Origin of the sequence: Mesorhizobium sp. AR10 (assembly GCF_024746795.1) — a bacterium.
Lineage (GTDB): Bacteria > Pseudomonadota > Alphaproteobacteria > Rhizobiales > Rhizobiaceae > Mesorhizobium.
In genome coordinates this window covers 1,388,461-1,415,280 of record NZ_CP080524.1, presented here as the reverse complement: position 1 = coordinate 1,415,280, position 26,820 = coordinate 1,388,461, and the positions used below count along the sequence as shown (strand labels likewise).

General features: G+C 61.5%; 27 protein-coding genes. 2 read left to right on the top strand and 25 right to left on the bottom strand.

The window, feature by feature from the left end; genetic code table 11:
• Window positions 1–2: 2 nt before the first annotated feature.
• The 4 genes from LHFGNBLO_RS10290 to LHFGNBLO_RS10275 all read right to left on the bottom strand — a co-directional run bounded on the left by LHFGNBLO_RS10290 (window position 3) and on the right by LHFGNBLO_RS10275 (window position 4,579).
• The gene (locus tag LHFGNBLO_RS10290) at window positions 3–323 is read right to left on the bottom strand and encodes a hypothetical protein (protein ID WP_258606558.1); all 321 of its coding nucleotides are present in this window, start codon (window positions 321–323) and stop codon (window positions 3–5) included.
• 193 nt (window positions 324–516) lie between these two features.
• On the bottom strand, window positions 517–2,646 hold the full coding sequence (locus LHFGNBLO_RS10285) for a hypothetical protein (RefSeq protein ID WP_258606556.1): 2,130 nt from the start codon (window positions 2,644–2,646) through the stop codon (window positions 517–519).
• Window positions 2,646–4,025 carry a hypothetical protein gene (locus LHFGNBLO_RS10280; protein ID WP_258606554.1) on the bottom strand — a complete coding sequence of 460 codons (1,380 nt, stop codon included), beginning with the start codon at window positions 4,023–4,025 and terminating at the stop codon, window positions 2,646–2,648. Before LHFGNBLO_RS10280 ends, LHFGNBLO_RS10285 begins: the two co-directional genes overlap by 1 nt.
• Window positions 4,022–4,579, bottom strand: coding sequence for a hypothetical protein (locus LHFGNBLO_RS10275; protein WP_258606552.1), 558 nt, complete (start codon window positions 4,577–4,579; stop codon window positions 4,022–4,024). Before LHFGNBLO_RS10275 ends, LHFGNBLO_RS10280 begins: the two co-directional genes overlap by 4 nt.
• 435 nt (window positions 4,580–5,014) lie before the next feature.
• On the opposite strand from LHFGNBLO_RS10275, the gene LHFGNBLO_RS10270 reads away from it, so the two are divergent.
• The gene (locus LHFGNBLO_RS10270) at window positions 5,015–5,275 is read left to right on the top strand and encodes a hypothetical protein (protein ID WP_258606551.1); all 261 of its coding nucleotides are present in this window, start codon (window positions 5,015–5,017) and stop codon (window positions 5,273–5,275) included.
• A 53-nt stretch (window positions 5,276–5,328) separates the two neighbouring features.
• Here LHFGNBLO_RS10270 and LHFGNBLO_RS33625 read toward each other — a convergent pair whose 3' ends face one another.
• The 19 genes from LHFGNBLO_RS33625 to uxaC form a co-directional block, all read right to left on the bottom strand.
• A complete protein-coding gene (locus LHFGNBLO_RS33625; RefSeq protein WP_413774713.1) occupies window positions 5,329–5,463 on the bottom strand; it encodes a plasmid mobilization protein in 135 nt (44 codons plus the stop codon).
• A gap of 336 nt (window positions 5,464–5,799) precedes the next feature.
• Window positions 5,800–6,102 (bottom strand): hypothetical protein, encoded by a 303-nt coding sequence (locus tag LHFGNBLO_RS10265; RefSeq protein WP_258606550.1) that lies wholly within the window; start codon window positions 6,100–6,102, stop codon window positions 5,800–5,802.
• A gap of 262 nt (window positions 6,103–6,364) precedes the next feature.
• Entirely contained in the window at window positions 6,365–6,850 is a 486-nt protein-coding gene (locus LHFGNBLO_RS10260) for a hypothetical protein (protein WP_258606548.1), read from the bottom strand.
• A 1-nt stretch (window position 6,851) separates the two neighbouring features.
• Window positions 6,852–7,376, bottom strand: a complete 525-nt coding sequence (locus tag LHFGNBLO_RS10255; RefSeq protein ID WP_258606547.1) for an HNH endonuclease — start codon at window positions 7,374–7,376, stop codon at window positions 6,852–6,854.
• Window positions 7,376–7,588: a hypothetical protein gene (locus tag LHFGNBLO_RS10250; protein WP_258606545.1), complete on the bottom strand. Its 213-nt coding sequence runs from the start codon at window positions 7,586–7,588 to the stop codon at window positions 7,376–7,378. Before LHFGNBLO_RS10250 ends, LHFGNBLO_RS10255 begins: the two co-directional genes overlap by 1 nt.
• A 9-nt stretch (window positions 7,589–7,597) precedes the next feature.
• The gene (locus tag LHFGNBLO_RS10245; RefSeq protein ID WP_258606544.1) at window positions 7,598–7,771 is read right to left on the bottom strand and encodes a helix-turn-helix domain-containing protein; all 174 of its coding nucleotides are present in this window, start codon (window positions 7,769–7,771) and stop codon (window positions 7,598–7,600) included.
• A gap of 101 nt (window positions 7,772–7,872) precedes the next feature.
• Entirely contained in the window at window positions 7,873–8,715 is an 843-nt protein-coding gene (locus LHFGNBLO_RS10240; protein ID WP_258606542.1) for a hypothetical protein, read from the bottom strand.
• Window positions 8,716–8,809: 94 nt separating this feature from the next.
• Window positions 8,810–10,018 (bottom strand): tyrosine-type recombinase/integrase, encoded by a 1,209-nt coding sequence (locus LHFGNBLO_RS10235; protein WP_258606541.1) that lies wholly within the window; start codon window positions 10,016–10,018, stop codon window positions 8,810–8,812.
• 204 nt (window positions 10,019–10,222) lie between these two features.
• Window positions 10,223–11,122, bottom strand: a complete 900-nt coding sequence (locus LHFGNBLO_RS10230) for a hypothetical protein (RefSeq protein WP_258606540.1) — start codon at window positions 11,120–11,122, stop codon at window positions 10,223–10,225.
• A 432-nt stretch (window positions 11,123–11,554) separates the two neighbouring features.
• Window positions 11,555–12,445, bottom strand: a complete 891-nt coding sequence (locus LHFGNBLO_RS10225; RefSeq protein ID WP_258606539.1) for an adenylate/guanylate cyclase domain-containing protein — start codon at window positions 12,443–12,445, stop codon at window positions 11,555–11,557.
• 1,033 nt (window positions 12,446–13,478) lie between these two features.
• Window positions 13,479–15,329 (bottom strand): DNA helicase RecQ, encoded by a 1,851-nt coding sequence (gene recQ / locus LHFGNBLO_RS10220; protein WP_258609676.1) that lies wholly within the window; start codon window positions 15,327–15,329, stop codon window positions 13,479–13,481.
• A gap of 294 nt (window positions 15,330–15,623) precedes the next feature.
• Window positions 15,624–15,962 carry a cupin domain-containing protein gene (locus LHFGNBLO_RS10215; protein ID WP_258606537.1) on the bottom strand — a complete coding sequence of 113 codons (339 nt, stop codon included), beginning with the start codon at window positions 15,960–15,962 and terminating at the stop codon, window positions 15,624–15,626.
• A 17-nt stretch (window positions 15,963–15,979) separates the two neighbouring features.
• The gene (gene kduD, locus LHFGNBLO_RS10210) at window positions 15,980–16,747 is read right to left on the bottom strand and encodes a 2-dehydro-3-deoxy-D-gluconate 5-dehydrogenase KduD (RefSeq protein WP_258606536.1); all 768 of its coding nucleotides are present in this window, start codon (window positions 16,745–16,747) and stop codon (window positions 15,980–15,982) included.
• Window positions 16,744–17,601, bottom strand: coding sequence for a 5-dehydro-4-deoxy-D-glucuronate isomerase (gene kduI / locus LHFGNBLO_RS10205; protein WP_258606534.1), 858 nt, complete (start codon window positions 17,599–17,601; stop codon window positions 16,744–16,746). The genes kduD and kduI overlap by 4 nt, the downstream gene beginning before the upstream one ends.
• 21 nt (window positions 17,602–17,622) lie before the next feature.
• A complete protein-coding gene (locus LHFGNBLO_RS10200) occupies window positions 17,623–18,399 on the bottom strand; it encodes a FadR/GntR family transcriptional regulator (protein WP_258606533.1) in 777 nt (258 codons plus the stop codon).
• 9 nt (window positions 18,400–18,408) lie between these two features.
• Complete coding sequence (locus tag LHFGNBLO_RS10195) at window positions 18,409–19,689, bottom strand: TRAP transporter large permease (protein ID WP_258606532.1); 1,281 nt, start codon at window positions 19,687–19,689, stop codon at window positions 18,409–18,411.
• Between the two features lie 3 nt (window positions 19,690–19,692).
• Window positions 19,693–20,283 (bottom strand): TRAP transporter small permease, encoded by a 591-nt coding sequence (locus tag LHFGNBLO_RS10190; protein WP_258606531.1) that lies wholly within the window; start codon window positions 20,281–20,283, stop codon window positions 19,693–19,695.
• 70 nt (window positions 20,284–20,353) lie between these two features.
• Window positions 20,354–21,331: a TRAP transporter substrate-binding protein gene (locus LHFGNBLO_RS10185; RefSeq protein ID WP_258606530.1), complete on the bottom strand. Its 978-nt coding sequence runs from the start codon at window positions 21,329–21,331 to the stop codon at window positions 20,354–20,356.
• A 34-nt stretch (window positions 21,332–21,365) separates the two neighbouring features.
• The gene (gene uxaC, locus LHFGNBLO_RS10180; RefSeq protein WP_258606528.1) at window positions 21,366–22,775 is read right to left on the bottom strand and encodes a glucuronate isomerase; all 1,410 of its coding nucleotides are present in this window, start codon (window positions 22,773–22,775) and stop codon (window positions 21,366–21,368) included.
• Between the two features lie 161 nt (window positions 22,776–22,936).
• Here uxaC and LHFGNBLO_RS10175 point away from each other — a divergent pair, with 161 nt between their 5' ends.
• Window positions 22,937–24,415 carry a mannitol dehydrogenase family protein gene (locus tag LHFGNBLO_RS10175; RefSeq protein WP_258606523.1) on the top strand — a complete coding sequence of 493 codons (1,479 nt, stop codon included), beginning with the start codon at window positions 22,937–22,939 and terminating at the stop codon, window positions 24,413–24,415.
• A 227-nt stretch (window positions 24,416–24,642) separates the two neighbouring features.
• On the opposite strand, the gene LHFGNBLO_RS10170 is transcribed toward LHFGNBLO_RS10175, so the two are convergent.
• Window positions 24,643–25,050 carry a F0F1 ATP synthase subunit epsilon gene (locus LHFGNBLO_RS10170; protein WP_258606521.1) on the bottom strand — a complete coding sequence of 136 codons (408 nt, stop codon included), beginning with the start codon at window positions 25,048–25,050 and terminating at the stop codon, window positions 24,643–24,645.
• Window positions 25,051–25,163: 113 nt separating this feature from the next.
• On the bottom strand, window positions 25,164–26,747 hold the full coding sequence (atpD, locus tag LHFGNBLO_RS10165; RefSeq protein ID WP_258606520.1) for a F0F1 ATP synthase subunit beta: 1,584 nt from the start codon (window positions 26,745–26,747) through the stop codon (window positions 25,164–25,166).
• Between the last annotated feature and the right edge of the window lie 73 nt (window positions 26,748–26,820).

The window sequence follows — 26,820 nt, the reverse complement described above, 5'->3', positions numbered from 1 at the left end:
TTTCAGTGCCTCACAAGGCCGAGATGTTCAACTCCGAACACCATGAGATCCGCGAGGGCGTTGGCTGCTTTGCTGAGTAGGTCCTGGCCCATGGCGTGATATAGGCCGGCGCCTTCGTAGTCTCCTTGCTCCCGGCATGCTTGGGCGAGAGCGTGGCAGCCTTGGCTGTAGGCAATGAAGTTGAACAGATCGGTGTCGGTCGCTGCTGTCGTCGTAAAGACCTCGGACAGGCTTTGCGCCAGTTCGGGGTCCATAACTGCGGACGCGGACTCCATTCGTTTTTCGACAAAGACCATGTAATCGGCAAGCGTTGGGATGGTCATCTGGCTACCGCTTTCTTTCTGTCATATCCTGCGTGACTTGGTTTGGAGCGGGCGAATGCAGATTGACCATGATCCGAAAGAGGCAAGCCGACCTCGCAGTGGCGGGCAGTGGGGCGATGTTGTCGCCGCTGCTCTCGGGGGTGCCTTGATCCTCTATTTGACGCGCAACCACGTTCTAGACCCTTATGTCTGTTCATGGCTGGGTCTGTGCTCTTGAGCCGGCAATGATGGCGCCGCGAGTGGTGGAGGCGATGAATTTTTCCATTGCCGAGACGGTATCGAGCGCCTTTTGATTTCGCCCCGCCGCAGCAATCGCCATCTTGATATTGTTTGGGTTGTCGGACAGCAAAAGCCCCGCCATGGATTTGGCCATGCTCTCGTCAATCTTTGACCCGTAGGCGCGAGCGCCGCGAACGAGAAGCCCGGTTGTCAGCCCCGCTTTCCAGTCGCCGGTTGCAAAGCCCGCTGCACCGCCGGCCGCGCTCGCCATGCCAAGTTCCTTCAACTGGCGGGCCGTGCTTGAATTCCCCATGGCGCCGCGCAACTGGTCCATGACGTTTTCAACGCGGGCGAAGCCTTCGAACTCGCGCGCCTTGTTTGGGCCTAGAGCAAGCTCGATTTTCTGCCTTGCTTCCGGTGTCCCATAAAGGCGGTCAATCACGTTGGTTTTGTCGCGAACCGTGTTGATGGTGTCCTTCAGTTGCGAGGCGAAACCAACCGCGAAAGCATCCCTTTCCTCGGTCGTCATCTTGGCCAGGGCCTGCTTCGTTTCTGGAATCGACTTGGACAGCCCGACAAATTTCTTGCCGGCCTCCAGGGCGTCCTCGGCGCCGAAGAAAGTCGCCGCGCCTTGGCGGGCGTTGGCGTATTGGGGCACCGCCTTATCAAGCTCGCCGCGAAGTGTTGCAGACAGGTTTTCGAGCGTCCCGGCCTCGCTGTCCCGCCCCTGCCTGCGGGCTGCTTTCGCCGCGTCGTCCAGCTCGCGCTTGGTGTAGTCCCAAAACTGCAGATCCGGATAGGCCGGCGCGCCCGTCTGCCCTGATCGGAATTGGACCTGACCGTCTGGCGTGAATGTCACCTTGGGCCGAAATGCGCCGTACCCTTCCGCGATAGCGCGGTCTTGTCCTTTCAGGGCAGCGGCTTTCATCGCACCAGCAATGGCCGGGCTTCCCGCAAGGCGCTCAAGCTCGGGAGTGATAACGCCACCAGAGCCCGCCTTGTAGGCGGCAGCATAGGCAGGCTTGTTGGCCTTCCTCGCTGCGGTCTTAAGCGATTCCTGTAGCGCTAGGTCGTCAGTATTGCCGCCCATTAGCCGGTCAATGAACCCGACAGATCGGGGCGCTTGTCCCGCAAATCGATCGCTGACTTTACGGTCAAAGAGGGCGCGTGCTTCCGGGTCATTGTTGGCGGCAGAACGCGCGAGCGCCCGCGATGCCTCGCCGCCCCTGTCCACATTGAGAAGGGGCTGGCCATTGAGGATTGCGGAAAACTCGTCCTGCTGGCTTAGGACAGGTGCGCCAAGATTGTTGCGGTCTGCCGTCATGGCTCTGCCAACCCGCTTTGCCGCCTCCTCCTCGGGTCGCAGAAGAGCGTTGATCCGCGGCCCTATGGTTTCCCCTATACCGCGTCCCATTGCATTGAGACCGGCCCCGATGCCGGGAAGCGCCAGGCCAATGCCGCCGCCAACAATGCCAGACGTTCCTACGTCGCCAGCATCGCCGCCGCGCATTGCAGAATCGGCCGAATTTATGAGGGCACTGCTGCCGCCGCTGAACAGCGTGCGCCCTAGCAGTGAATCGCCCGAGATGCCGAGCGCCTTCGCGCCCAACTCTGTGGCGCCAAGCCCGAGCATCGGGCCAACAGTGCCAGTTGCCGTTCCAAGAAATGAGGCGCCGGGATTTTCCCCCTGCACCTGGGCATTGCGGGCTGCCATCTCGTCGCGGACATCGCCGGCAGGCTCCCCCGACAGAAGCGAGCCAAGCCCGGCCGCAGTATCGAGGGTCACATTCTTGAAGGACGGCCCGACTACCGGAATCCCTTCAAGCGCGCTCATCGAAAAGGCGCCGGCCTTGTCGAGATATGGCGTTCTTGATGGCACGTTGGCCGGGTCATATTCGGAATGGATTGGAGCGCCGGGGACGAGCGAATTCTGCGGCTGCGACCAAGCGCCGGCTTTAGCCCGGGCAATGCCGGCCTGAGCTCGCGAGTTAGGGTCGTCAACGGGGGCAGAGGAGCCCCCGAGAGCCTTTAGCGCCGTTGCCTCGTCGGGCGCTTCGATTTCATAGGATGCGCCGTCAGGGCCTTGAAGTTCGAAGACCGGCATTACTGCTTCCTCCGGATACGAACGCCATTGCCCAAATCTTTCCAGCCGTCGCCGCTCATCGGTTGCGGATTGGTCATTCGCTCGATAACCCGCTTGCCGGCATCTGTGGTCGTGGCCGGCGAGCCGGGCGTATAGCCGCTAGACTGTCCGGCCTGTACACGCGCACGCTCCAGACCAGTTTTGATGACGCCTTCCAGATCATTGATGGCCTGCAGGTAATCCTGATCGCCGAGGCGCTGATTGCGCAGCCGGGAGATGGCGTCAGTGGCCTTGGTGCCTTCGATTTCCGTGATCTGGCCGGCGCCCTTGAGCATCTGGAACGCCTGCAGAAACGCTTGACCCTGCGTCTGATCGACAAGGGACTGAAAATCGACCTGCTCAGAGTTTCGAGCCGGCAATAGCCCTTGGATAAAGCCAGTCGAGCCCTCCCGGCCTTTGTGGGTTTTCATGCGTTCCAGAACGGACAAGGTCTGGTTGGCGTTCTGCTCGACGCGCGGCAGATCGAACGCCGCCCCAGCCTGGGCCTCGCCTAGTTTCTTCTGCGATGCCTCCCCAGCTAGATCCTTGGGAATGCGACCAACTGGCTGGCGCGTTACCGGATCGAGGATGATCCATTCGGTGCCGGCATCGATTTTGATCGGCGTCTTGGAAAGGGTCACACCATCCGGCATTTTCGTCTGAACAGCGTTGCCGTCCTTGCCGATCTGGATCAAAACCGGGTTGCCGTCCTTGTCCACGCCGGTTTGCGGCTGAAGGCCAAGCTCTGCCGCTCCACCGCGCGATTCCGGAAGTTTGCCCGAGAGAATGAAATTGCGCCCTTCTTCGGATTGCGGGTCCATCCCGTATTGCTGGGCCGCTTGCGCGCGCTGGTCGAACTCAGTCGGGCCGGTACCTTTCTGGCGCTGGAGGATGTAGGAGCGCAACGCGGGCTTGTCGGCCGCAAGGACAATAGCCGTGCCTTGGTCTAGCCCTTGCTGGGTCAGCCAATGAATGGTCTCGTTCTTGCCCTTCGAGTGCGGGTTAAAAATGCCCTGCAGAAAGTCGCCGATGCCTGATAGACCGCCCCCATTCGCGCCAGCGGGGGCCTGTGGCGCGCTTTGAGGGGCAGGCGCGCCCTGATTGATCTGCGGGGGCGTTGCCGGCCGTGGCTGGCCCGGAGGCGGCAACTGCGGCGATCCAATCGTCGGGCTAAGGCTGGCCCTCTGCTGCCTTGCCTGCATCAACAGCGCCGGGTCAGCATGGTCGCCAACTCGCGAGGGGGCGCCACCCGTGATGGCCTGAAGCGGGAACGGCTGCTGCGGCGCTCCGGCCGTGCTGAGCTGGTTCTGCTGCTGCCCGTTCGGGTTCAAGAGCGCGGCGAGGATTTGTTGAAGGGTCATTTGCCATCGTCCTTCATGTCCGCGTCCTGCCAATACCTGTCATCCGCATAGTCGTCGGGAACAGGCTGCATAACCTCGATCTCGTTCGACTTGGCGCGGATGGCTTTGATCGCCTTCCATTTGGACTGAATTTCAGCATTCAACCCCTTCAGTTCGGCCGGCCAGTTTGCCGGGTCAGAGCCGTGAAGCTGGACGGCTTCCTGCGCCAAGGCGAGCGCGTTGCGCTGCACGTGTTCCGGCATGATTTCGATGATGCGTCGGGAGGCTTCTCTCTTCACGAAGGCGGCCGGAACGACCGGCTTGACGTACGGCCTGACGGTAAGCTCGGTGCTCTCCAGAGCCTTGCGGATGAGCGGATTAAGGCCAAAATTGTCGTTTGGACGGGAGGCATAATCTGTCTCGTACCGCTCCCCCAGGCTGTCGGTAATGTCGGCCCTTACGATGAAACATTCCGGCTCGTCGGTTGCGGTGATGGACAGGATCTGATGCAGGCTGAGTCCCATCTTCTGGTACAGGCTCTGGCCGTCTGGCTCGGAGAGTTCCCAAGCGGTCATTCTATGCCGTCCTCTGATAAATCTTGTTGGTCGAACTCTGCTGCTCACCTCGTGAACGCCACGTCCCGGACAAAACCGTGCCGGCCCCGCCATCAACGTAGTATGCTGCGGTGGCACTCAAGCGCAGTGTGACAGCTGCATTTCTGACCGGCGTTGCGACGCAGTCAGCAGTGACGATATGGCCGATCGGGAAACTCGTGGCGTCCTGGGACGAGCCGACATAAACCGCCGCGACGGGGTCACCGGATATCGTTATCCCATCGCCTGCTAAAACCGATGCCATCGTGCGCCTCTCTAAGCTCGGCCTACGGGCGCGGGTTCAATCGCCCGGCCTGCCACCGTTATCGTGCCCTGGACAATCAGCGGGCCTTCCATGGACGCGCCGCTCTCTGGTCGAGCGCCACTGAACGCGTTCAACGTGCCGGAAATTCTGACATGGATCGGGAGACCTTCCGGTTCCAGCGCCGCTACATCGCCGGCAACGTGCAAGTCGCCCTCGATCGTTATCGTCTGCATTGCGTGACCTTCCCGTCAGCGGTTTCCGAAAGCGTGCTGCCGCGCCTCATGGCGCCGAGCGCTGAGCGTTGGTTGGTCACGCTGAAACCGAAGCCGCTGGGAAGGAGTTCGACGCCTGGCAGAGTGCCGGAGCGGGCATCAGCCACGATTGAGCCGATCGCCCGGCATTCGGCCCGATGAAGGCGCCAGAGCTGCATGAGGGTCATTGGAGGAGCGTGGATATAGGACATGGGCTAGGCCGCAATCCCTGTGACTTGGGAAGCAAGCTGGCGAATGAAATCGGACAGGCTGAGACCGCGCTGTCTCGCAGCCGCACGAAGGGCGCGCTTTTCCTCGGGCGAAACCCGGAGCCTAATATTTTCAACCATCGCGGCGCTTAAACGCATGGGGCGGATTTCTCCAGAAAGAATACGCGCCGATTCTATCAGGGGCCGCCCTTGCTTGGCATTCCAATTAATCGGAATAACCGGCACTACCGACATGCCCAAGCCGCTGTTATGCCGCTGTTCTCAGCGCTGCCTGCCTGGTATTTTCTGAGCCCTTCGACATCGCCGGCAACCACGAACGCGAGAGCGGCCGGATCTACTCGCCAAGGGGCTTTTGAATGCATCTGCTTGGCGATGCCGTAGCGCTTCCCCCATCGCGCTACAGTCTCGGGGCAAACACCAGCCAGGGCGGCGGCTTCCTTCAGGGTCAGCCATCTTCTATCCATGGCAGCCTCCGTCCTTTGCGGCCTTTTCCAGCAGATAGGCCGCAATGCTGATCGAGCGGACCGGCGAGGCTGGGCCGAACGTCCCCAAAAGATTCGATTCCGGCATGGTCTTTCGGGTCTCGCCTTTCGTCGGGCAGAGCGTGCGCTGTATCTTCAACAGGGCAGGGAACAGAGGCGCCAGCCGATGCGGCATCTTCTTGCCTTGGCGCCCGAGCCTCTTTGCCAGCCATAGCGCCTGCCGTTCGCTCTTCAGGGCGCCGACATCGACACCATGCTTGCGAAGCCAGTCCCGCAATGGATAGAGCGCGTCCGGCCATTCGTAGGAGCGGCAATCCTTGCTTGACGCCTTGAGGGCGTAGAGCGCTGCTCTTGAAGGCTTTCGTCCTTTCTTCCCTCCAAAGCCTCTTGCCGACGATGAGGGAACGCCTTCGTTTGCGATTTTGACGGTCTCAGTAAAAGTTTCAGTTTCAGTTTTGTTTTGGTCTCTGTCTCGGTCTCTGTCTGAGTCTAGTCTCTGTCTCTGTATATCGGAGTGCTCTGGAAGGGCTTTCATAGAGCTATCCCCTTCCGTTGCCAGAAAGGAATTTTGACCCTGTTAAACGGTCCTGTCCCGAAAGCTTATCTGTGACGGAAACGACGTTCGAGGTCCGCCCCTTATTCTCCAAACTCTCTTCAAGTTCGGCCTCTGCAACCTCGCGGATCGGGTCACTGTCCAATTCGGAAATAAGTCGCATCACGCCTTGAAGATGCTTCGGATTTGTCGTCGGGTTGTGACGAAACCACCGCAGAATGAAATACTCGAATTTCTTCGGGTCGTGAGCCACCAACTCGCAAGCCACCAGCGGCGCGCGAGCCGCCAGCACTCGTTCAACGGGCCAGTTAAGGTTCTCTGCGGCGTAGGCGTCGGGGAGCCGGAAGCACCCCGCGCTAGATTGATGCTCGCATGTGAGCAAATAGACGTAGAGCAGCCTGGAATCATCTGACTGGCTGCGGAACCTTGGTGAGCGCCACACCTTGGGGCTGATTTTGGAATAGTCACGCATCTTAGCAACCCTCCGCTAGACTAGCGGCAAAGTCGCCAAAATGCTGGCGCTCAGCTTCTATCCTGGCTGCTACTGCCTCATCGCGGGTTTCATAGTGACCGAGATTGACGGTGCGATTGTCGAGACCGATGTAGGCGCCCCATTTCGATCGAGCTGCACTGAAACTGACGCCAACCCTACCGCTGGAATTGGAACATCCAGGCCTACGGTTCCGCGCATTTTGAAGCGGCGTAGCTTCCCGCAGATTCTTCCATCGGTTGTCGGCGCGCATGCCGTTCTTATGGTCGACCTGATGGGTCGGCCATTTCCCGGTCATGATCAGCCAGATCACTCGGTGCGCCTTGTATAGGCGATAGTCGATCTCAATTTGGGTGTACCCTTCGCTCGTCCGCGTGCCTGCTAGGGCACCGCTGCAAATGCCCGGTCTGGCGACGCGCCAGTTCAACGCGCCGGTTTCGGGATTGTAGATCAGCAGCGCTCTGGCGCGCTCAGCCGTAAGGGCGGGCAACTTGGGGCGAGCGGCCATCAGCGCACCCCCAGTCCTGCCAAGCGGCAGAGTTCAAAAGCAGTTGCTGGAGGCACCCGAAAGCGGGCGGCAATGACTGCGATGGCGTATGAACCATCGTCAATGCGGATTGCCGTTCCGGAGTGATTTTGGTAGAAAGATGCCGCGACAGCATTCCTATCTACCGAGCCGCCGAGCCCTGCCAGGCCGGCGGCTTTGTCGTGGGTGGTCATCTCTCCACCTCACGATGCTAGGGGGAGGTTTTCGACGTAGCGGCGCAGATCTTCCACAAGGATCAATGTCCTTTTTCCGTTCTTGCGCGGTGTGATTTTGCCCTCGTTGAAGAGGCGATAAAGGGCAGAGCGCGATAGTCCCGTCATCTCGACTGCTTCTGGGATGGTGGCTGAAATTCTCATGTGCTTGCTTTCCTGTTGCTAGGAACACCCCTGAACAGCGGGGAATGCAGGCACAATATTTCTGAGGGGCGCTCGGCACACGCGAGCACAAACGGATTATTTTACAGAGGGTTATCGCTCCCTAAGGGAGCATTTGCTTTCGCAAGACGAGCCTGCTCTTGCTCCCTTTTGTGCGCTTTGTCGGCGCTTTTCACGCGTTTTATCTGTGCTGCAAGGGCAGCATCCGTTAAGTCCCTTTCTTCCCGAAAGGAGGAGGGGACTAAAGTGAGGAAAGCCCGCACGAAACGCGCGAACGGTGCCGGCTCAGTGCCATCGATATAAGGGGCGTGATGGAACCCGAAAGCCTTTGCCCATCCGACCAAAAGCAATATCAAACGCTCAGTGGCTGTCTGCCTACGATCGTTCCGGCTTTCGTCGGCGCGCCGCTGAATCTCATGTTCAGCCTTTGTGAGAGCAACGCGGAAGTTCATCGCCATTTCTCGAATCAGGTCCAGTCCGAAACGGACCGCATATGCCCCTTCGGGCGCCTGAAACAGCTGTCCGAAATCAGTCCACTCTTCCAATTCGCCTGTCAAAAACAGCAGATCCCCGCGCGCTGGCTGAATTCTCAAAGGTTCACTCGCCAGAGCCCGTTCTAGGATGGATTCCAATTCAGATGAGGCGTCTGAGCGAGGGTGATTTTCGTAGGCAATTGCCCAGATCGCTTTTGCGGCTTTGTCATACGCGGGCAGTAGGGCCTCGACATCGCGGTATGATTGCCACACGGTCTCTGTTCGCCTGTCCGCGAGATACGCGCGTCCGATAGCTGCCAAACGTTCCCTGGCCGGTCCAGGAAATACGCCATTGGCATAGGCCGCTTCCAGACTGCGCCATCCCTCGTGATCGACGGAGAAATCCGGGTCAGCACCGGAAAATGAGGCAAACGGTAATAAACTCTTCGCCATCGCAACACCTTCGCGATGCACCTGGGGGCCGCAGGGAAACCGGGAGGTGCTGCCCCGGCTTGTCGGATGGCCGTCCTATCCCTGCGGGTTCGTCCTAGGCCTTTCGGGCCTCATCTAAGTTCACAACATTTCCAACTTTCTTGGCGGCAAGGTAGTCAGCCCATGCCTGCATCAGCTTGCGGCGCTTCTCGATCGCGTCGGCTCTGCGATAGGCCCGTTCGACGGCGCTGCCGATCTCGTGCGCAAGCGCAGCCTCCGCGACCTCGCGAGGAAAATTCGTCTTGTCGCCAGCCCAGTCGCGGAATGATGACCGAAAACCGTGGACGGTAAACTCATCCACCTTCATCCGACCCAGAAGCATATCCATTGCGGAGGTCGAGAGGGGCTTGTCCTTGCCTTGGCCGGGAAAGACGTAGTCTGAGATTTTCGTCTCATAAAGGCTTTTGACGACCTCAAGTGCCCGCTTGGACAGTGGCACCCGATGTTCCTTGCCAGCTTTCATGCGCTTGGCAGGAACCGTCCAAACACCGGCATCGAAATCCAACTCAGGCCATTTAGCCCCATAGACCTCGCCGGACCGTGCTGTGGTCAGGATCAGGAATTCCAATGCCCGCGCTGCTATCGCTTCCGCGATTCGCAAACGAGCCACGAACGAGGGCACTTCTGGATAGGGCATGGCTGGATGATGACCGCGGGAAAGCTTCTTCCTGGCCGGCAGAACATTCTTGAGGTGGCCACGCCACAGAGCTGGGTTTTCTCCCGATCGCCAACCCTTGGTTTTGGCGAAGTCCAACACCCGCTCAATACGGCCTCGGAGCCGAGAGGCGGTTTCCGGCTTCTCACTCCAGATCGGCGTAAGCACTTCCAAAACGTCGTCGGTGCCGACCAAAGAGACCTTCTTCGGCCTCATGGGTTTGCAATATTCGAGAAGCGTCATTTTCCACTGCGCGCGATGCTTCTCGTTGCGCCACGAGCCTTCCATGGAAGCCAAGAACTTGTCGGCACAGTCGCCGAAATCCGGTTCCTCCTCCTTTGCCCTTTCGGCTATCGGATCGCGGCCCTCTTCGATTGTCACCCGGCATTCGGCAGCTTTGCCACGGGCTTTTGCCAAAGTCACGGCGGGATAGGCGCCCAACCCCATCTCGCGTCGCCTGCCTCCGGCTGGCGTCCACATGAAGAGCCACGATTTGGTGCTAGTGGGAGATACGTTGAGATACAGCCCGCCGCCGTCGCTATGACGGCCAGGCTTCAGCTTGTCAGACTTGACCTTTACATCGGTCAGCTTTTGGAGCGTCCTCGCCACGTTCCCCACTTTCTTCCCCATTTTGAAGTGGGGATAATAGCGGACGATGGGGAACAATGGAAGACAGATAGAAGCATAAACCCTTGAGAATCAAAGAAGCAATGGGACAATGGTGAACGCTGGAAAACAATAGTTTGGCGGACTCCCTCTCCGCCAGTGTCCTTCAGCGGAATTGGCATCCATGCCTCTTGGCGTGATCTGGAGTCAGCCCCGTCGGCGAGGTTGGCCCTCAAATAGATTGTCGTTGTTGTCCATACCGGACTGCGGTCTCATTATGATCTTCGTGCCGGCGGAAGTTATTTCGGCGCCTGTTGGAAGGTAGGCAGGGTACCAAAGGCTCGTCCTACCCACGATAAAGGGGGAGCTAAAGATCGCGCCTTCGATCTTGCCGGGGTGATACTCGATCACGACATCTCGCCATGGCACTGGCATGACGATCGCCGTCAGGTCGGCGCCGACGAGCGGGGTAGCGCCGGCCACGAGGCGGACCACATTAGACATATACTCGATCAGCCCGTCGGGAGTTAACGCCGGCACCGGCAGCGCTCTGAGTTCAGCATGAATTTGTGGCAGGTTCGGTGTCCAGAGCGGCGTCTCGTAGATGCGTAGCTGTAGCTGGTTGTCAAGCGCCACCTGGACAGCAGCGCTTCTTTCCGGTTTCGTCAAACTGTAGAACGTTGGTCGAGCCAACCGTTTTCGATTCTGCCAGCCTGCGGCAACTATCTGCAAATAGGGAACCCTCGCCACGAGGCTTTTGGTGCTTTCGCGTTCGACTGCCGCAACAAGGGTTCGAATAGCCAAGCCAACGTCCATGTTCTGTCGCCGCGGAATGCCCAGCGGCTTAGTCACACTAGGCGTCCGCAACTCGAATAGCATGTCTTGGGTCAGTGGTATGCCCCATAGTTGTTCTGCGATCCACTCATCCGTGGGTTTGCCGCCAAAAAGAGCGTTTCCTGTATATCCAAACGAGAGGAAACCGTCTCGTGCGGGGAACACCACGGCCTTATTCGCTGCCGCGTGAAAGGTCCGGCCGCTAGATGTGACCATCCGGTCGCTCACCTGGACGACCAGGGACGGCGAAAGTACGGTGAGGATGAGCGTCATCGGCTGCCCGTCAGCACAATGGCCAGACCGCTCCAGTAGGCGGCGGTGAGCTTCACTTGTTCGCGTTGCACGTCGTCATCCAATACATCGATCCCCCGATATCTGAGGCAAACCTAATGCAATTCACCGACAGAGTCGCTGTCGTGGGAACAGGAAAGGAAGCGCCAGAATCAAACAAAGGAAAGATCCATGGCTCTCGACAAGTTGCCGAATTGGCTGGGTGCGGCTTCGATGGCTGTCTTTCTCGTCACATCGGCCACGCCGTCTGTCGCGCGGTGCATCGGGTTCGTTGGGCTGGTTCGTTTCCAATGGCGAGAAGGAGTTCTTCTGCGATGCGAACGGCGAATGCCTATGTGAGCATTGCGGGCATGGTCGGCTCTACCCCTGCAGGTCGGCAACTGAAGCCGGTCGCGGCCAACGAGTCCGGCCGGGTCAGTCTGAGACAATTTCGTAGTGAAGAACCTGGGCGTCGCTGAGGGACAACCTCAGTCCAGGCGAGATGACGCCGGAGCCGAAGAGGAGAATATCTTCGCGGCGTACGAATACTTCATGGCCGGGTCCCATCGACACGAATGTGCCCGATGAGCTTCGCTCGACAAGCCGGGCCCTGCCATTCGAAATAGTGAAGGTCGCGTGGTGCCTTGAAACCCAGGGCCGCTCGACGACGATATTGCTTTCCGGAGATCGGCCGATGGTCACGAATTCGTTGTTTCGACAGGATCGCAACTGATCTCCATAGCGGATGACCAGATTGATCTGCCGCAGCGAGGCGGAGTGCGTATCGGCAATGGTGCCCCGGCGGGTGATCTGCGTACCGAGGGCCCCATCGTCGCTCCACAGGGTATAGACATCGAAGAGTTCTTGCTTCCCCTTCAAGGCCATTTTGTCGAGGAGCCGCAGTGCCTTGCGGCTTCTTGCGGAAAGGGCTTCGCAGAAGCTCTGGCTGATCAGCACCTCCCCGGGGTTGGCCGTGGTGGACAACCTTGCAGTGACATTGATAACGTCACCGAATACCTCGCCCCGCGTGCGAATGACCGCCCCGAAATGCAACCCGATACGGGCGCTCAACGGCCCTTTCGTCAGTTGGCGGCTGATCTGGCGGACGGCCCTCAGCGCCGCCTCCGGGTTTTCGAACAGGCTGAGTACGTCATCACCTTTCGAGTGAATGAAATCACCGCCGTGCCGGGCGACGATCTCGCGCATCGCGTCCAAGCAATCCGAGACCTGCTGCAGAGCGGCATCGTCGCCGATGCGCTCATAGAGGGGCGTGCTGCCCACGACATCAGCTAAGAGGACTGCGGCTAGAAGTCTTTCGGGATCCATCGGTCTCGTATCCGCACCGAGAACGCAGCGTATAACACACCAAAGTTGCCTTATCTAATTGCGCCCCCCGCGGGCCGGGGCGGTGCTTCGGCGTGATCGTCTCGGACGGACAGGCGTCTGCCTTCACCAATCTCGCCAGATCACCCGCTTCTCCCACCTGATTTCCTTCAGGCGCCGAAGCCGGATCGTGACGAGTTCCCGCCATAGGCATGAAAGCGCTCGCAGTTAGGAAGACCTAGCAGGCGCGAAAAAAATGGGGAAGCAAATGGGGACAAGTTTGTCGCCCAGTTAAACTTGTCGCCGTTACAATAGCTTAGTTGCGGCCGACGACGGACAGCGTCTCCGCCAGTCACTTCAGTGAAGCCAAAGTCCGATCACCCCGATCCATTGCTCGATGATCCCGCCAGCACGAACGGACATGCCGTGGTGGTCTCGGTTGGCTGGTTCGATATCGTTCGGATCGATAAAGCGCTGGAACAAAACACCGGATCGGACCGCGCCGCGGTATGAAGACCCCAGACGACGAGCAAAAGATGAGCCGCCCATAGAGCTGGCGCGAGCAACGATGAGAGAACCGTTGCGGATCGCATAGTTAATCTCTCTCCTACGAACCTTCGGACGACAGCGCCTTTCCAAATTGCGCTTCAGCCACCTTTGCCGTGAGGCGAAGCCTCCATGGACTAGGCATAGCTCGATCTCGTAACCGACCAACGCCTCCGGCCGCCATGTCTGTTTCGAGCTTGTTTCCGTCGCGACGCCACGCTGACGGAAGGCGCGTAAAACGCATGTCGTGCAGGGGAGCCCCACAAAGCCATCCCCTACCCGCCGCCTGCCCTCCATCGTGAGCTTTTCGTGAGATGTTCGCAGCGCCGTGTTGGATCAGGTGTGTTAACGCGCTAATGCGCCTTGCCTGTGGGGGGTTAACCGCGATCCTGGGATGTCTTCCAGATACCAGCGAATGAGCTGTGTTCGCCGGGGATGTAGCCCCAAGGTCGAGCGGCCCGCATCTGTGACTCACATTGGGCGGTATTGCCTATGCCGATGCACCGGATTGATGCGCAGCGATCGCGCCCAGAAAAATCTCCCCAAACTCCTTGAGCTTCGCGGCGCCGACGCCATTGACCGCGGCGAAGGCGTCCAGGTCGCGCGGACTGCGCTCCACCATATCGATCAGCGTGCGATCTGAAAAAATCACATAGGCCGGCACCTCGCGCTCCTTGGCGAGACGCAGCCGCAGCGCCTTGAGGGCTGCCAGCAGCGAAGCATCCAGGCCTTCGCTGTCCGCGCTAGAACCCTGGGCAGAACGCATCTTGCCGAGCAAGGCGCGGCTGCGCTCCTCGACGCGATAGTGGAATGGAACCTCGCCTCGGCCAAGCGCATGGCCCTTTTCCGCAATGGCAAGTCCGCCATGACCGCCCGGATCCGGCATCAGGTAACCGCCCGCGACGAGCTGCCGGATCAGCGACAGCCAAAAGTCCTTCTTGTGCGCCACTCCGGTGCCGAAGCTGGCGAGCCTGTGATGACTCCTGGCGAGGATCTTGTCGGTTCCATGGGCGAGCAGGACATCGATGACATGGGCGGCGCCAAAGCGTTCGCCGCTCTGCGCTATGGCCGAAAGAATGATCCGGGCCTCGGTAGCGCCATCCGCGCGCGGTGCCTGATCGAGGCAGTTGTCGCAATTGCCACAAGGCGACGCGTCCTCGCCGAAATAGCCAAGCAGCACCTGACGGCGGCATTGCGCGGTTTCACAGTAACCGATCAGCGTATCGAGCCGGCGATGTGAGCGCCTTTTGTGCTCCGCCGGCGCGTCCTCGTCGTCGATGAACAGCCGGCGCATGCGGATATCGCCCAGGCCGAACAGCATATGCGCCTCGGCCTCCCGCCCGTCGCGGCCCGCACGACCGATTTCCTGATAATAGGCCTCCAGGCTGCCCGGCATATCGGTGTGAAAGACATAGGCGACGTCAGGTTTGTCGATGCCCATGCCGAAGGCGATGGTCGCCACCATGACGACGCCGGACAAGGTCATGAAAGCGTTTTGATTCGCCTCACGCGCCTCCTTGCTCATGCCGGCATGGTAAGCAAGCGCGGTGACGCCGTTCTTCTCGAGGAACGCAGCCGTCTCTTCCGTTTTCTTGCGTGACAGGCAGTAGACGATGCCGCTGCGGCCTTGATGACGCTCGACGAAGTTCAGCAACTGCCGCTTGCCGTCCTGTTTTGCCGCGATGCCAAGCTTGATGTTCGGCCGGTCGAAACCCAACACCAAGGTTTCGACACGCTCGGCGAACAGCCGTGCTTCGATGTCGGTGCGCGTGCTCTCGTCCGCTGTCGCGGTCAGTGCAATGATCGGCACATCAGGAAAAATGTCGCGCAGCCGCGACAGTTCTTCATATTCGCGCCGGAACGCCGGCCCCCATTGGGAGATGCAATGTGCCTCATCGACAGCGATCAGGCTTATATCGAGCCTGGCAAGCGCCTCGAGCATACGCCCTGTCATGAGCCGCTCCGGTGCGAGGTAGAGCAGGCGTGTCTGGCCCGCGGCAACGCGGCGCCATGCCGCTACATTGGCATCGCGGTCGAGCGAGGAATTGATCGTGTCGGCCGCCACGCCGGCAAGACGCAACGCGGCGACCTGGCCCTGCATCAGGGCAACCAGCGGCGAAACGACAATTGTGAGCCCACCCAGAACCAGCGCCGGGACCTGGTAGCAGAGCGATTTGCCGGCACCGGTCGGCATGACCGCCAACACGTGGCGCCCGACCAGCAGCGCGTCCATCACAGAGGCCTGGCCGGGACGAAAATCGTCGAAGCCGAACACGTCCTTCAAGACACGCCGCTTGGGATCTGGCTCGTTCACCGGGGCGCCAGTAGCCGCTATCTGCATCACTCCATGGTCCCCGGTTTGGCTGAAGCCATGGTCTTAAAGCGAAGATCGCCGGAACGCTATCCGGGGCCGTTGAAACGGACATGCTGCCCACACCTTGTCACGCCTTGTGTCGTGACGATTCAGGGGTCGGGAGACTGGGCCCCGGTTAATCCTATCTTCACCTTGATCCGGCACGTTCAAATCCTGCGGTGATGTTTCGAGTACCGCGGCGTCACAAGCGCCCAGGCAACAAACCCGCGTCTCTTCGAGACGCGGGTTCTTCAATTCGAAAACCGGTAGCAGGGAGTTGCGTCAGTCGAGGAAATCGGCGCGGTGCGGCGTAAAGCTGTCGACCAGCCGCCCCGCCTCCAGGGCCTTGACGCCATGGACGAGGTTGGAAGGGACAATGAAGCTGCTGCCTGCTTCCAGGATCTCGCTTCTGCCGTCTATGGTCACCTCGAAGCGGCCTTCGGCGACATAGCTCGCCTGGACATGCGGGTGCGAATGCAGTGCGCCGACGCCGCCCTTGTCGAAGCCAAACTCGACCATCATCAGTTCATCGGTATGCAAGAGGACACGCCTGCGGTTGCCGTCCGGGGTCGGCGTCCATGCGCCCTCGCCGGCATGCGCAAAAATCCTTGTTTCGGTCATCACCCGATCCTCATAGTTCATCGCGCCAGCCAGCCGCCGTCGACCGGCACCACGGCGCCATGCATGTAGTTCGACGCCGGCGCCAACAGGAACACCGCCGCGTCACCGATGTCCTCCGGCCCGCCCCAGCGCCCGGCCGGAATGCGCGCCAGGATGGAGGCACTGCGGTCGGGATCGGCCCGCAACGCCTCGGTGTTGTTGGTTTCGATATAGCCCGGCGCGACGGCATTGACGTTGATGCCTTTTGCCGCCCACTCGCAGGCGAGCAATCGGGTGATGCCAAGCACGCCATGTTTTGACGCCGTGTAGGAGGCAACGCGGATACCGCCCTGGAAACTTAGCACCGAGGCGATGTTGACGATCTTGCCGCGCCGTCCGGGATCGGCAAGCACGCGCTTTGCAAAGCTCTGGCTGAGAAAGAAAACCGTCTTCAGATTGACGTCGATGACCTCGTCCCAATCGGCTTCCGCAAAATCAACCGCATCGGCGCGCCGGATGATGCCGGCATTGTTGACGAGGCCGTCGAGCGGCCCCGTCTCGCCCCAGACGCGATCGAGCATCGCCTGAGCGGCTGCGTGGTCGGCAAGATCGCAGCGTACCGCCTCGAACTGTCCTCCCACCGCCGCGACCTTCTCAGCCGTCTCGTCCATCACCGAGCGGCCAACCCCGACCACCGCGCCGCCGGCGCGCGCGATCGACACGGCGATGCCCTGGCCGATGCCGGTGTTAGCGCCGGTGACGAGGATGCGCTTGCCGGCCAAGCTGAAGGCGGAGAGGTCGCTCACCGCAGATCGTCCAGCGCCACCGGATCGACATCGGTATAGTCGACATTGTCGCCGGCCATCGCCCAGACGAAGGCGTAATTGGAGGTGCCAGCGCCCGAATGGATCGACCATCCCGGCGACAGCACCGCCTCCTCGTTGCGCATGACCAGATGGCGGGTTTCGTCCGGCTCACCCATGAAATGAAACACCCGCGCCGTCTCCGGCAGATCGAAATAGAGATAGGCCTCCATGCGCCGGTCATGCACATGGCAGGGCATGGTGTTCCACACCGAGCCGGGTGCAAGCTGGGTCATGCCGACGACCAGCTGGCAGGTTTTCACGCCATCGGCATGGATGAACTGGAAGATCGACCGTTGATTGCAAGTCGCCTGGCTGCCGAGATCGAGGCGCTTGGCATCACCGATGCGGATAAGCCGGCTGGGAAAGCTCTGATGCGCCGGCGCGCTGAGCAGGTAGAATTTGGCCGGCTCGGCCGGGTTGGTCGAAGCGAACGACACCTCGGTGGCACCCATGCCGAGATAGAGCATGTCGCGCGTGGCAAGATCATAGGACTGGCCGCTGGCTTTCACGCTGCCGGCGCCGCCGATATTGACGGCGATCATTTCGCGGCGATCGAGAAAATTCTTGGTTCCCGTCGGCTTGATCGCCTCCAGCAGAAGCGGTCCGGCCGCCGGCATCGCGCCGCCGACGATCATACGGTCGTAGTGGGTATAGGTCAGGCCGATGCGGCCGGGCTGGAACAGGCCTTCAATGTGGAAATTGTGACGCAGCTCGTCGGTTCCCATGGAAGCCGCGGCAACCGGGTCGATGGCGAAACGTGATGTGAAGTCGGTATGCGTGTGAGTCTGATTCATCGTTGCCCCAGCTGGAAAGGATTATTCGGTTGCCGCCGTTTTGACCGAGTCGGCGTAGAAAACCTGACGTGCATGCAAGCGCTCGCGGTAGCGCTGCTGGCTGGCAGTGAGGTGCTTGCGCATGGCCTCGCGAGCAGCCTCGGCATCGCCTGTGGTAATGGCGTTCAGGATCACCAGATGCTCGCGCTGCAGCCCGCGCTGATAGCTGTCGGACTGGACGAGTTCAGTCGACCAGGGTGAGGTCACGTCGCAAGGAATGGCGCGCCGCCCGAGCACATCGAGCATCTCGACATAGAACGGGTTGTTGGTGGCGCTGGCGATGGCCCGATGGAAAGCGAGATCGGCTGGACCTGTGGGCTCGCTGTTCAACAGCAATCGCTCGAACTCGAAAAAGGCCTCCTGGATCGCCGCTTCCTGCGCGGCGTTGCGACGAACGGCGGCGAGCCCTGCCGATTCGATCTCGATCGCCAGCCGGACTTCCAGCACGCTGAGCGCGATCGAATCCTTGGTGCCCATTTCGGCGGCAAGCGCGCCGAACATCGTCGAGACATGTTCGATGACGAAGACGCCGGCGCCCTGGCGCGCCTCGACCAGACCGTCGGCGGCAAGCTTGGCCAGCGCTTCGCGGATGACGGTGCGGCTGACGCCAAAGGTTTCGGTCAGCTGGCCTTCCGTCGGCAGTTTTTGTCCCGGCTGGATTTCGCCCGCCTGGAGCTGCTTGCGGATCGCCGCGACGACGGTTTCCGAAAGCTTGGGCTTGCGTTCGACCCTGAGGTCCATTGCGGTATCCGATGCCATGTCCCACCCCTATTTGAAGACGCTCGGCAGCCAGAGCGAAATGGCCGGAATATAGGTCACCAGCCCCAGAACCACGAGCCCCGCGCCATAGAAAGGCCAGATCGAGCGCATTGCTTCCCACACCGTGATCTTGCCGACGGCGCAGGCGACGAATTGCACCGTGCCGACCGGCGGCGTGTTCAGCCCGATGCCCAGGTTGAGAATGGTGATGACGCCGAAATGCACCGGATCGACGCCGTAATGCGTCACAAGCGGCAGGAAAATCGGCGTGCAGATGATGATCATCGGCCCCATGTCCATGAAGGTACCGAGCAACAGCATCAGCACGTTGAGCAGCAGGAGCACGACCAGCGGGTCGGTGGAGATGGCGTTCATGCCGGCGATCAAGGCCGCCGGCACCCTGAGATAGGCCATCAGCCAGCTGAACGAGGCGGCCATGCCGATGATCAGCAGCACCATTGCCGTGGTGCGCACCGCGCCCATCGTGGCATGGACGAAGTCGTTCCACCGCATCGAGCGATAGCCAAGGACGGTGACGAGCAGAGCGTAGATGACGGCGATGCAGGAGCTTTCGCTGGCGGTGAAGACGCCCGAACGGACGCCGCCGAAAATGATGCCGATAAGCAGCAACCCGGGAATGGAAATGAGGAACAGCCGGCCGGCCCTGGCGAAGCCGGGAAAGGGCTCGGTCGGATAGCCGCGCTGGCGCGCCACGACATAGGCGGTGACCATCAGCGACGCGGCGAGCAGCAGGCCGGGCAGGATGCCGGCGGTAAACAGGTCGGCGATCGAAATCTTGCCGCCGCCGGCGATTGAATAGATGATCATGTTCTGCGACGGCGGCAACAGAAGCGCGATCAGCGCCGCCATCGAGGTGACGTTGACGGCGTAGTCGGCGCCATAGCCGCGCTCTTTCATCTGCGGGATCATCAACCCGCCGACGGCGGCGGCTTCGGCAACCGCCGACCCGGAAATGCCGCCGAACAGCGTGGCGGCGATGATGTTGACCTGTCCGAGCCCGCCGCGCATGTGCCCGACAAGCGAGCCGGCGAAGGCGACGATGCGCTGGGCGATGCCGCCGCGCACCATCAGGTCGCCCGCATAGATGAAGAACGGGATCGCCATCAGCGAAAAGACGCTCATGCCGGAATTCAGCCGCTGGAACACCACCAGCGGCGGCAGGCCGAGATAGACGATGGTGGCGAAGCTGGCGGCGCCGAGACAGAACGCAATCGGCGTGCCGATGAACATAAGCAGCGTGAAGACGCCGAACAGGATCCAGATCTCCATGGTCTAGGCCTCCTGCACCGCTGGCATTTCGGGCACATCTTCGAGATTGATGTCCCTGTCGACATCGATCCCGGCCCATCTGAGCAACATGCGCTCCAGCGAAAACAGGCTGATCAGCGCCCCGCCCACTGACAGCGGCAGATAGTCGAAGCCGCCGGGTAGTCCGAGCGCCGGGATGGTCGATTGCCAGGTCAGCGCAACCAGCTTGAGCCCGTACCACACCATGCCGATGCCGAAGGCGAGCGCGACCAGGTCGGAAACGGTCCGCAACGCGCCCTTGCTGCCCTTGGGCAAGACATAGAGCAGCACGTCGAACCCCATGTGGAAATTCTCGCGCACGCCGACGGCGGCGCCCAGGAAGATGAACCAGCTCATCACCATGATGGCGCCGGTCTCGGTCCAGCTCAGCGATGCGTTGAGGACGAACCGGGAAAAGACCTGACAGGCGACAAGCGCCGTCATGACGACGAGCCCGGCACCGGCCAGATAGAGGCAGAAGTCGCACAGCCTGGTCAAAATGGCGCTGAAGCGTCGCAGCGGCGATGCCGCCGGAAGCGACGTCGCGTCTCTTCTGGAACCATTCCTGTCCGCCATCGATATCCTCCTCTGGTCGGCCCGCGCCGGGCAGGCTATCGGGAGCGCGTACGCTCCTGATCCGGAATGATCACTCGGTCGCCTGGATGCGCGCGGCGAGGTCTTTCAGCTCGGGCGTCGACAGATACTTCTCGTAGACCGGCTTCATCGCGTCGATCAGCGGCTGCTTGTCGATCTCGCTGACCTTGACGCCGGCAGCTTCGACGATGTCGCGCGACTTCTTCTCGCGCGCATCCCACAGTTCGCGCATCTTGACGACGCTGTCCTTGGCCGCCTGCCTGACGACAGCCTGGTCCTCCGGCGACAGCTTGTCCCAGCTGGCCTTCGACATGACGAGGACTTCTGGCACGATCTGGTGCTGGTCGAGCGTGTAATGCTTGGCGACCTCGAAGTGCTTGGCGGATTCGAAGCTCGGCCAATTGTTTTCGGCGCCGTCGATGACGCCGGTTTCCAGGGCCGAATAGACTTCGCCATAAGCCATTGGCGTCGCATTGGCGCCGAGCGCGTTGACCATGTCGACGAACACGTCGGACTGGATGACGCGGAACTTCATGCCTTTCAGGTCGGCGATCGAGGTGATGTCCTTCTTGGTGTTGTAGAAGGAGCGCGCGCCGGAATCGTAGAAGGCAAGGCCGACCAGATCATGCGCCTCGAATGCCTTCAGGATCTGCTCGCCGACCGGCCCGTCCATGACATGACGCATGTGGTCGACCGAGCGGAAGATGTAGGGCAGCGACGGCACCGCCGTCTCCCGCACGATGCCGTTGAAGGGCCCCATCGACACGCGATTGAGGTCGAGCACGCCGGCCTGGGTCTGCTCGATCGTGTCCTTTTCCTCGCCGAGCTGCGCCGAGTGGTAAACCTCGACCGCGTAGGCGCCCTTGGTGCGCTCCTTGATCAGCTCGCCCATATATTTGACCGCCTCGACGGTCGGATAACCGTCCGGATGCGTGTCGGCCGAGCGCAGCACGGTTTCAGCGTTGGCAACGCCGATCATCAACGAGCCGAAGGCGAATGTGGCTGCCGTCAGTTTCGAAAAATGCAACATGACTTCCTCCCTTTTTAGATCCTTGGCGCCCGGCTCAGAGCCGGTACGCTTTCTTCGCAAGCGTGTAGGCAAGCTCTCGCGCCAGTTCGTGCGCCTCGTCTTCGCGCAGTCGATGCTCGGCGACGAGACGCGCCAAAAAGGCGCAGTCGACCCGACGCGCCACATCGTGGCGGGCGGGAATGGACGGAAAGGCGCGGGTGTCGTCGTTGAAGCCGACCGTGTTGTAGAACCCGGCCGTCTCGGTGGTCATCTCGCGGAAGCGGCGCATGCCTTCCGGACTGTCGTGGAACCACCAGGCCGGCCCGAGTTTCAGTGCCGGATAGACGCCGGCCAGCGGCGCCAGTTCGCGCGCATAGCTGGTTTCGTCGAGGGTGAAGAGGATGATGGTGAGGTCGCGTTCCAGCCCGACGCAGTCGAGCAGCGGCTTCAGCGCCGCCGCATAGTCGGTGCGGGTGGGGATATCGAACCCCTTGTCCCGGCCGAAATTCTGAAAGACGGCTGGCGAATGATTGCGCCAGGAGCCGGGGTGGATCTGCAGCACCAGCCCGTCGTCGCGGCTCATCTTGGCCATCTCGGTCAGCATCTGGGCGCGAAACAGTTTTCGCGCGCGCTCGTCCTCCGACCCATGACGGATGCGATTGAACAGCTCCTCGGCGGCGGCATCGGAGAGATTGGCGGTGTCGGCCGTCGGGTGACCGTGATCGGACGAGGTCGCGCCAAAGCTTTTGAAGAATGCGCGCCGCTGGCGATGTGCATCGAGATATCCGGCCCAGCTGCCGGTGTCGTAGCCGGAGATTTCGCCGAGCCGGTCGAGATTGGCCGAAAACCCCTCGAAGTCGGGATCGACGACGGCGTCCGGCCGGTACGCGGTGATGACACGTCCCTGCCAGCCGCTGTCGCGAATCGCCTTGTGCCATTTGAGATCGTCGAGCGCGCCCTCCGTCGTCGCGATGACCTCGATATTGAAGCGCTCGAACAGGGCACGTGGGCGAAAATCGTCACGCTGCAGCAGTGTCGCGATCGCGTCGTAATGCCGGTCGGCTGTCGCGGCGCTTAACGGCTCGTCGATACCGAACAGATGGTCAAGCACATGGTCGAACCACAGCCGGGTCGGCGTGCCGCGGAACAGATAATAGTGCTCGGCAAAGCGCCGCCAGATCGTCCTGCCGTCGGTCTCCACCGGCGCGCCGTCCAGGGTCGGTACGCCGAGGTCTTCCAGGCGGACGCCCTGGCTGAACAGCATACGGAAAATGTAATGGTCCGGCACGATCAGCAATTGCGCCGGATCTGGAAACGGTTCGTTGAGCGCATACCAGCGCGGATCGGTGTGGCCGTGCGGGCTGACGATCGGCAGATCGTTCACCCCGGCGTAAAGATCGCGGGCAAGCGAAAGCGGACGCGCCTCCGAAGCAAACAGCAAATCCGGATCGGTCAGTCCAGCCACGTCGATCCTCCCATGTCGCCATCGGTAGGGTCGCAGAGAAATAATGTCAACATACAAAAATTGGATTGTTGTATGATGACTTTTACGCGATGACCGCCCATTGTGCGGCGGGGAGGCGGATGTTACGCCGCCTGCCGACCATGCCTCAGGACATGCCGCACATGACGACCAGACGCCTCTCCAACAGCACGCGGCAGGCCCTGCCGGCCTCGGCCGCGTTCCCCTTGTATGATCGCGGCGGCATTACACCGGGCATCGTCCATCTTGGCGTCGGTGCGTTCCACCGCGCCCATCAGGCGGCCTATGTCGATGACTGCCTTGCGGCAGGGGAAACCGGCTGGGGCATTGTCGGTGTCTCGCTGCGCAGTGCCGATACGCGCGACGCGCTGGCGCCGCAGGACGGGCTCTACACGCTGGCGGTCAGAAGCAGCGGCGGCGAGAACCTTCGCGTCGTCGGCTCGATCCTGTCGATGCTGGTGGCGCCGCAAGAGCCGGGCGCGGTGTTGGCAGCGCTTACGGATCCGCGCACGCGTATCGTTACCCTGACGATCACCGAGAAGGCCTATCTCAGGGCGGCGAGCGGTGGGCTCGACACCACCCACCCCGACATCATCCACGACCTGGGGAACCCGCAGGCGCCCAGGACCGCGCATGGTTTCCTGACTGAATCCCTGTCACGGCGCCGCGCCGCCGGCACGCCGCCTTTCACGGTGCTCTGCTGCGACAACCTTCCGGCCAACGGCGCCACGTTGCACCGATTGCTGGCCGAGTTCGCCACGTTGCGCAGTCCTGATCTTGCCCGCCATATCGCCGACGGGGTGGCGTTCCCGTCGAGCATGGTCGATCGCATCGTGCCGGCGACCACCGACGCCGACCGGGCGCGGATCGCCAGTCAGCTCGGCGTCGAGGACGCCTGGCCGGTCATGACCGAGCCGTTCTGCCAATGGGTGATCGAGGACGATTTCCCTGCGGGCCGGCCGGCCTGGGAAAAATTCGGCGTCACCATGGTCAGTGATGTCAGGCCCTCCGAGGACATGAAGCTGAGGCTGCTCAATGGCGCGCATTCGGCGATCGCCTATCTCGGCCTGCTCAGCGGTCACGACACGGTCGACCGCGCCTTTGCCGATCCGGCGATCCGGCAGTTCGTCGACGCATTGTGGGTCGAGGCCATCCCGACACTGCCGAAGGATGCCGGGCTCGATACGGCTGATTACACGGCGCAACTCACCGAGCGTTTTTCGAACACCGCACTCGCGCATCGCACGGCGCAGATCGCCAATGACGGCAGCCAGAAATTGCCGCAGCGCATTGTCGCCTCCACCGTCGAGTGCATCGCGGCCGGCGCTCTGCCTGAGCATCTGCCGCTGGTGGTGGCTGCCTGGATTGCTGCTTGCGCGGCGCGCGGCAAGACCTTGCCGGAACGCCATTTCACCGATCCGCTCGACGCGGCGCTGATGGCACTTCTAGGCCGGGATCTGCCGACGGAAGAGACGGTGGCGGCTGTGTTCGACCTCGCGGGCTTCGCCAGTGACCACGCCGAGCGCCAGACGCTGATCGAGTTCGTGGCCACCCATCTCGTCCATCTCAGGCAGGGCGGGCCGGCTCTTGCGCTGGCCGCGCTGGGCATACGGAGCGAATGACTGATGAGGCAGAGCCGGCTCCGATTCGCGCCCCACGATCTGGTCACGCTGGCCCCTATCCGCCAGGCCGGGGCCGGCTATCCCTGCATCGTCGGCTGAGAGCCCAGCTGAATTGCCTGACGTTTTGCGTGCGGTCGAAGCTCTCCCGGCCGGAGGGCGAGGTGTCTGACAGGCAAATAAAAAGCCGGGCAAGACCCGGCTTTTGATGATCACGAAATGAGCTTCGCTTAGGCCGGCAGGATGGCGCCTTCCAGCGTGGTGAGCTGGGCAAGAAACTGTTCAGCTTTGCTGCGGGTCTGGTCGTCCTTGGCGTCGGCCGCGTCTTCCTTGGCCTCCTGGATGCGGCGGGCAAGGTCGGCGCGGTCGATGTCGCCGACGGCCACAGCCGATTCGGCCAGCAGCGTGCAGCCCGACGGAACGATATCGGCGAAGCCGCCGAACACCACATAGCGTTCTTCCTGGCCAGCCGCCGTCCTCAGCGTAACCACGCCCGGCTTGATCGTGGTCATGACCGGCGCATGATGCGCCATCACGGTCATTTCACCTTCGGCGCCCGGAATGACGACGGACTCCACCTGCTCGGAAACCAAGAGGCGCTCCGGCGAGACCAGTTCGAATTGGAAAGCTTCAGCCATGATCAATTTAGCGAGTAGGGAATAGTGAGTAGTAAGTAGTGAAGTGGCCCCAACCGGCCCCCATCACGCACCTGCTATTCTCTACTCACTACTGACTACTCCCTATTCGCTTCTTATGCCGCTTCGGCCGCCAGGCGCTGTGCCTTCTCGACCGCTTCCTCGATACCGCCGACCATGTAGAAGGCAGCCTCGGGAAGATGATCGTAGTCGCCGTTGCAGAGGCCCTTGAAGCCCTTGATGGTGTCGGCGAGGTCGACCAGCTTGCCCGGCGAACCCGTGAACACTTCGGCGACGAAGAAGGGCTGCGACAGGAAGCGCTCGATCTTGCGGGCGCGAGCCACCGTCTGCTTGTCCTCTTCCGACAGCTCGTCCATGCCCAGGATGGCGATGATGTCCTGCAGCGACTTGTAGCGCTGGAGGATCGACTGCACCTGGCGCGCGACGCCATAGTGCTCTTCACCGACGACCAGCGGGTCAAGCATGCGCGAGGTCGAATCCAGCGGGTCGACCGCCGGATAGATGCCCTTTTCCGAGATCGCGCGGTTGAGCACGGTCGTCGCGTCCAAATGGGCGAACGAGGTCGCCGGCGCCGGGTCGGTCAGATCGTCGGCCGGCACATAGATCGCCTGCACCGAAGTGATCGAGCCCTTGGTCGTCGTGGTGATGCGTTCCTGCAGCGCGCCCATGTCGGTGGCCAGCGTCGGCTGATAGCCCACGGCCGAAGGAATACGGCCGAGCAGCGCCGACACTTCAGAACCCGCCTGCGTGAAGCGGAAGATGTTGTCGACGAAGAACAGCACGTCCTGGCCTTGGTCGCGGAAATATTCGGCGACCGTCAGGCCGGTCAGGCCAACGCGGGCGCGCGCGCCCGGCGGCTCGTTCATCTGGCCATAGACCAGTGCCGCCTTGGAGCCTTCGCCGCCGCCCTTCTTGTTGACGCCGGACTCGATGAATTCGTGGTAGAGATCGTTGCCTTCGCGGGTGCGCTCGCCAACGCCGGCAAACACCGAGAAGCCGCCATGTGCCTTGGCGACGTTGTTGATCAGTTCCTGGATCAGCACCGTCTTGCCGACGCCGGCACCGCCGAACAGGCCGATCTTGCCGCCGCGGGCATATGGTGCCAGCAGGTCGAGAACCTTGATGCCGGTGATCAGGATCTGCGCTTCCGTCGACTGCTCGACATAGGACGGCGCAGGCTGGTGGATGGAGCGCATCTCGATGCCGTCGACCGGGCCTTCCTCGTCAACCGGCTCGCCGATGACGTTGATGATGCGGCCGAGCATGCCCGGGCCGACCGGCACGGTGATCGGCGCGCCGGTGTCATAGACGTCCTGGCCGCGGACCAGACCTTCGGTCGAGTCCATGGCAATGCAGCGCACGGTGTTTTCGCCCAGATGCTGAGCCACCTCGAGCACGAGGCGGTTGCCGACATTGACCGTCTCCAGCGCGTTCAGGATCGCCGGCAGATGCTCGCCGAACTGCACGTCGACAACGGCGCCGATGACCTGGCGGACCTTGCCGACCACGCCCGTCTTCTTGACGGAAACCGCCGGCGTCTTGGTTGCCGCTGCCTTGACGGGAGCTGCCGCCTTAGCGGGCGCGGCCGCCTTCTTGGCCGGAGCGGCCTTCGCTGCTGCTGCCGGAGCCTTTGGTGGTGCCGCCTTTGCGGCGGTCTTCGGGGTCGCTGCTTTCGCCATCGTCTTTACCCTTTTTCGTCTCTCTGTTTCTCACACGATCCGCTTGAAGGTCGGCGACCTTCGTGGGAGCGCG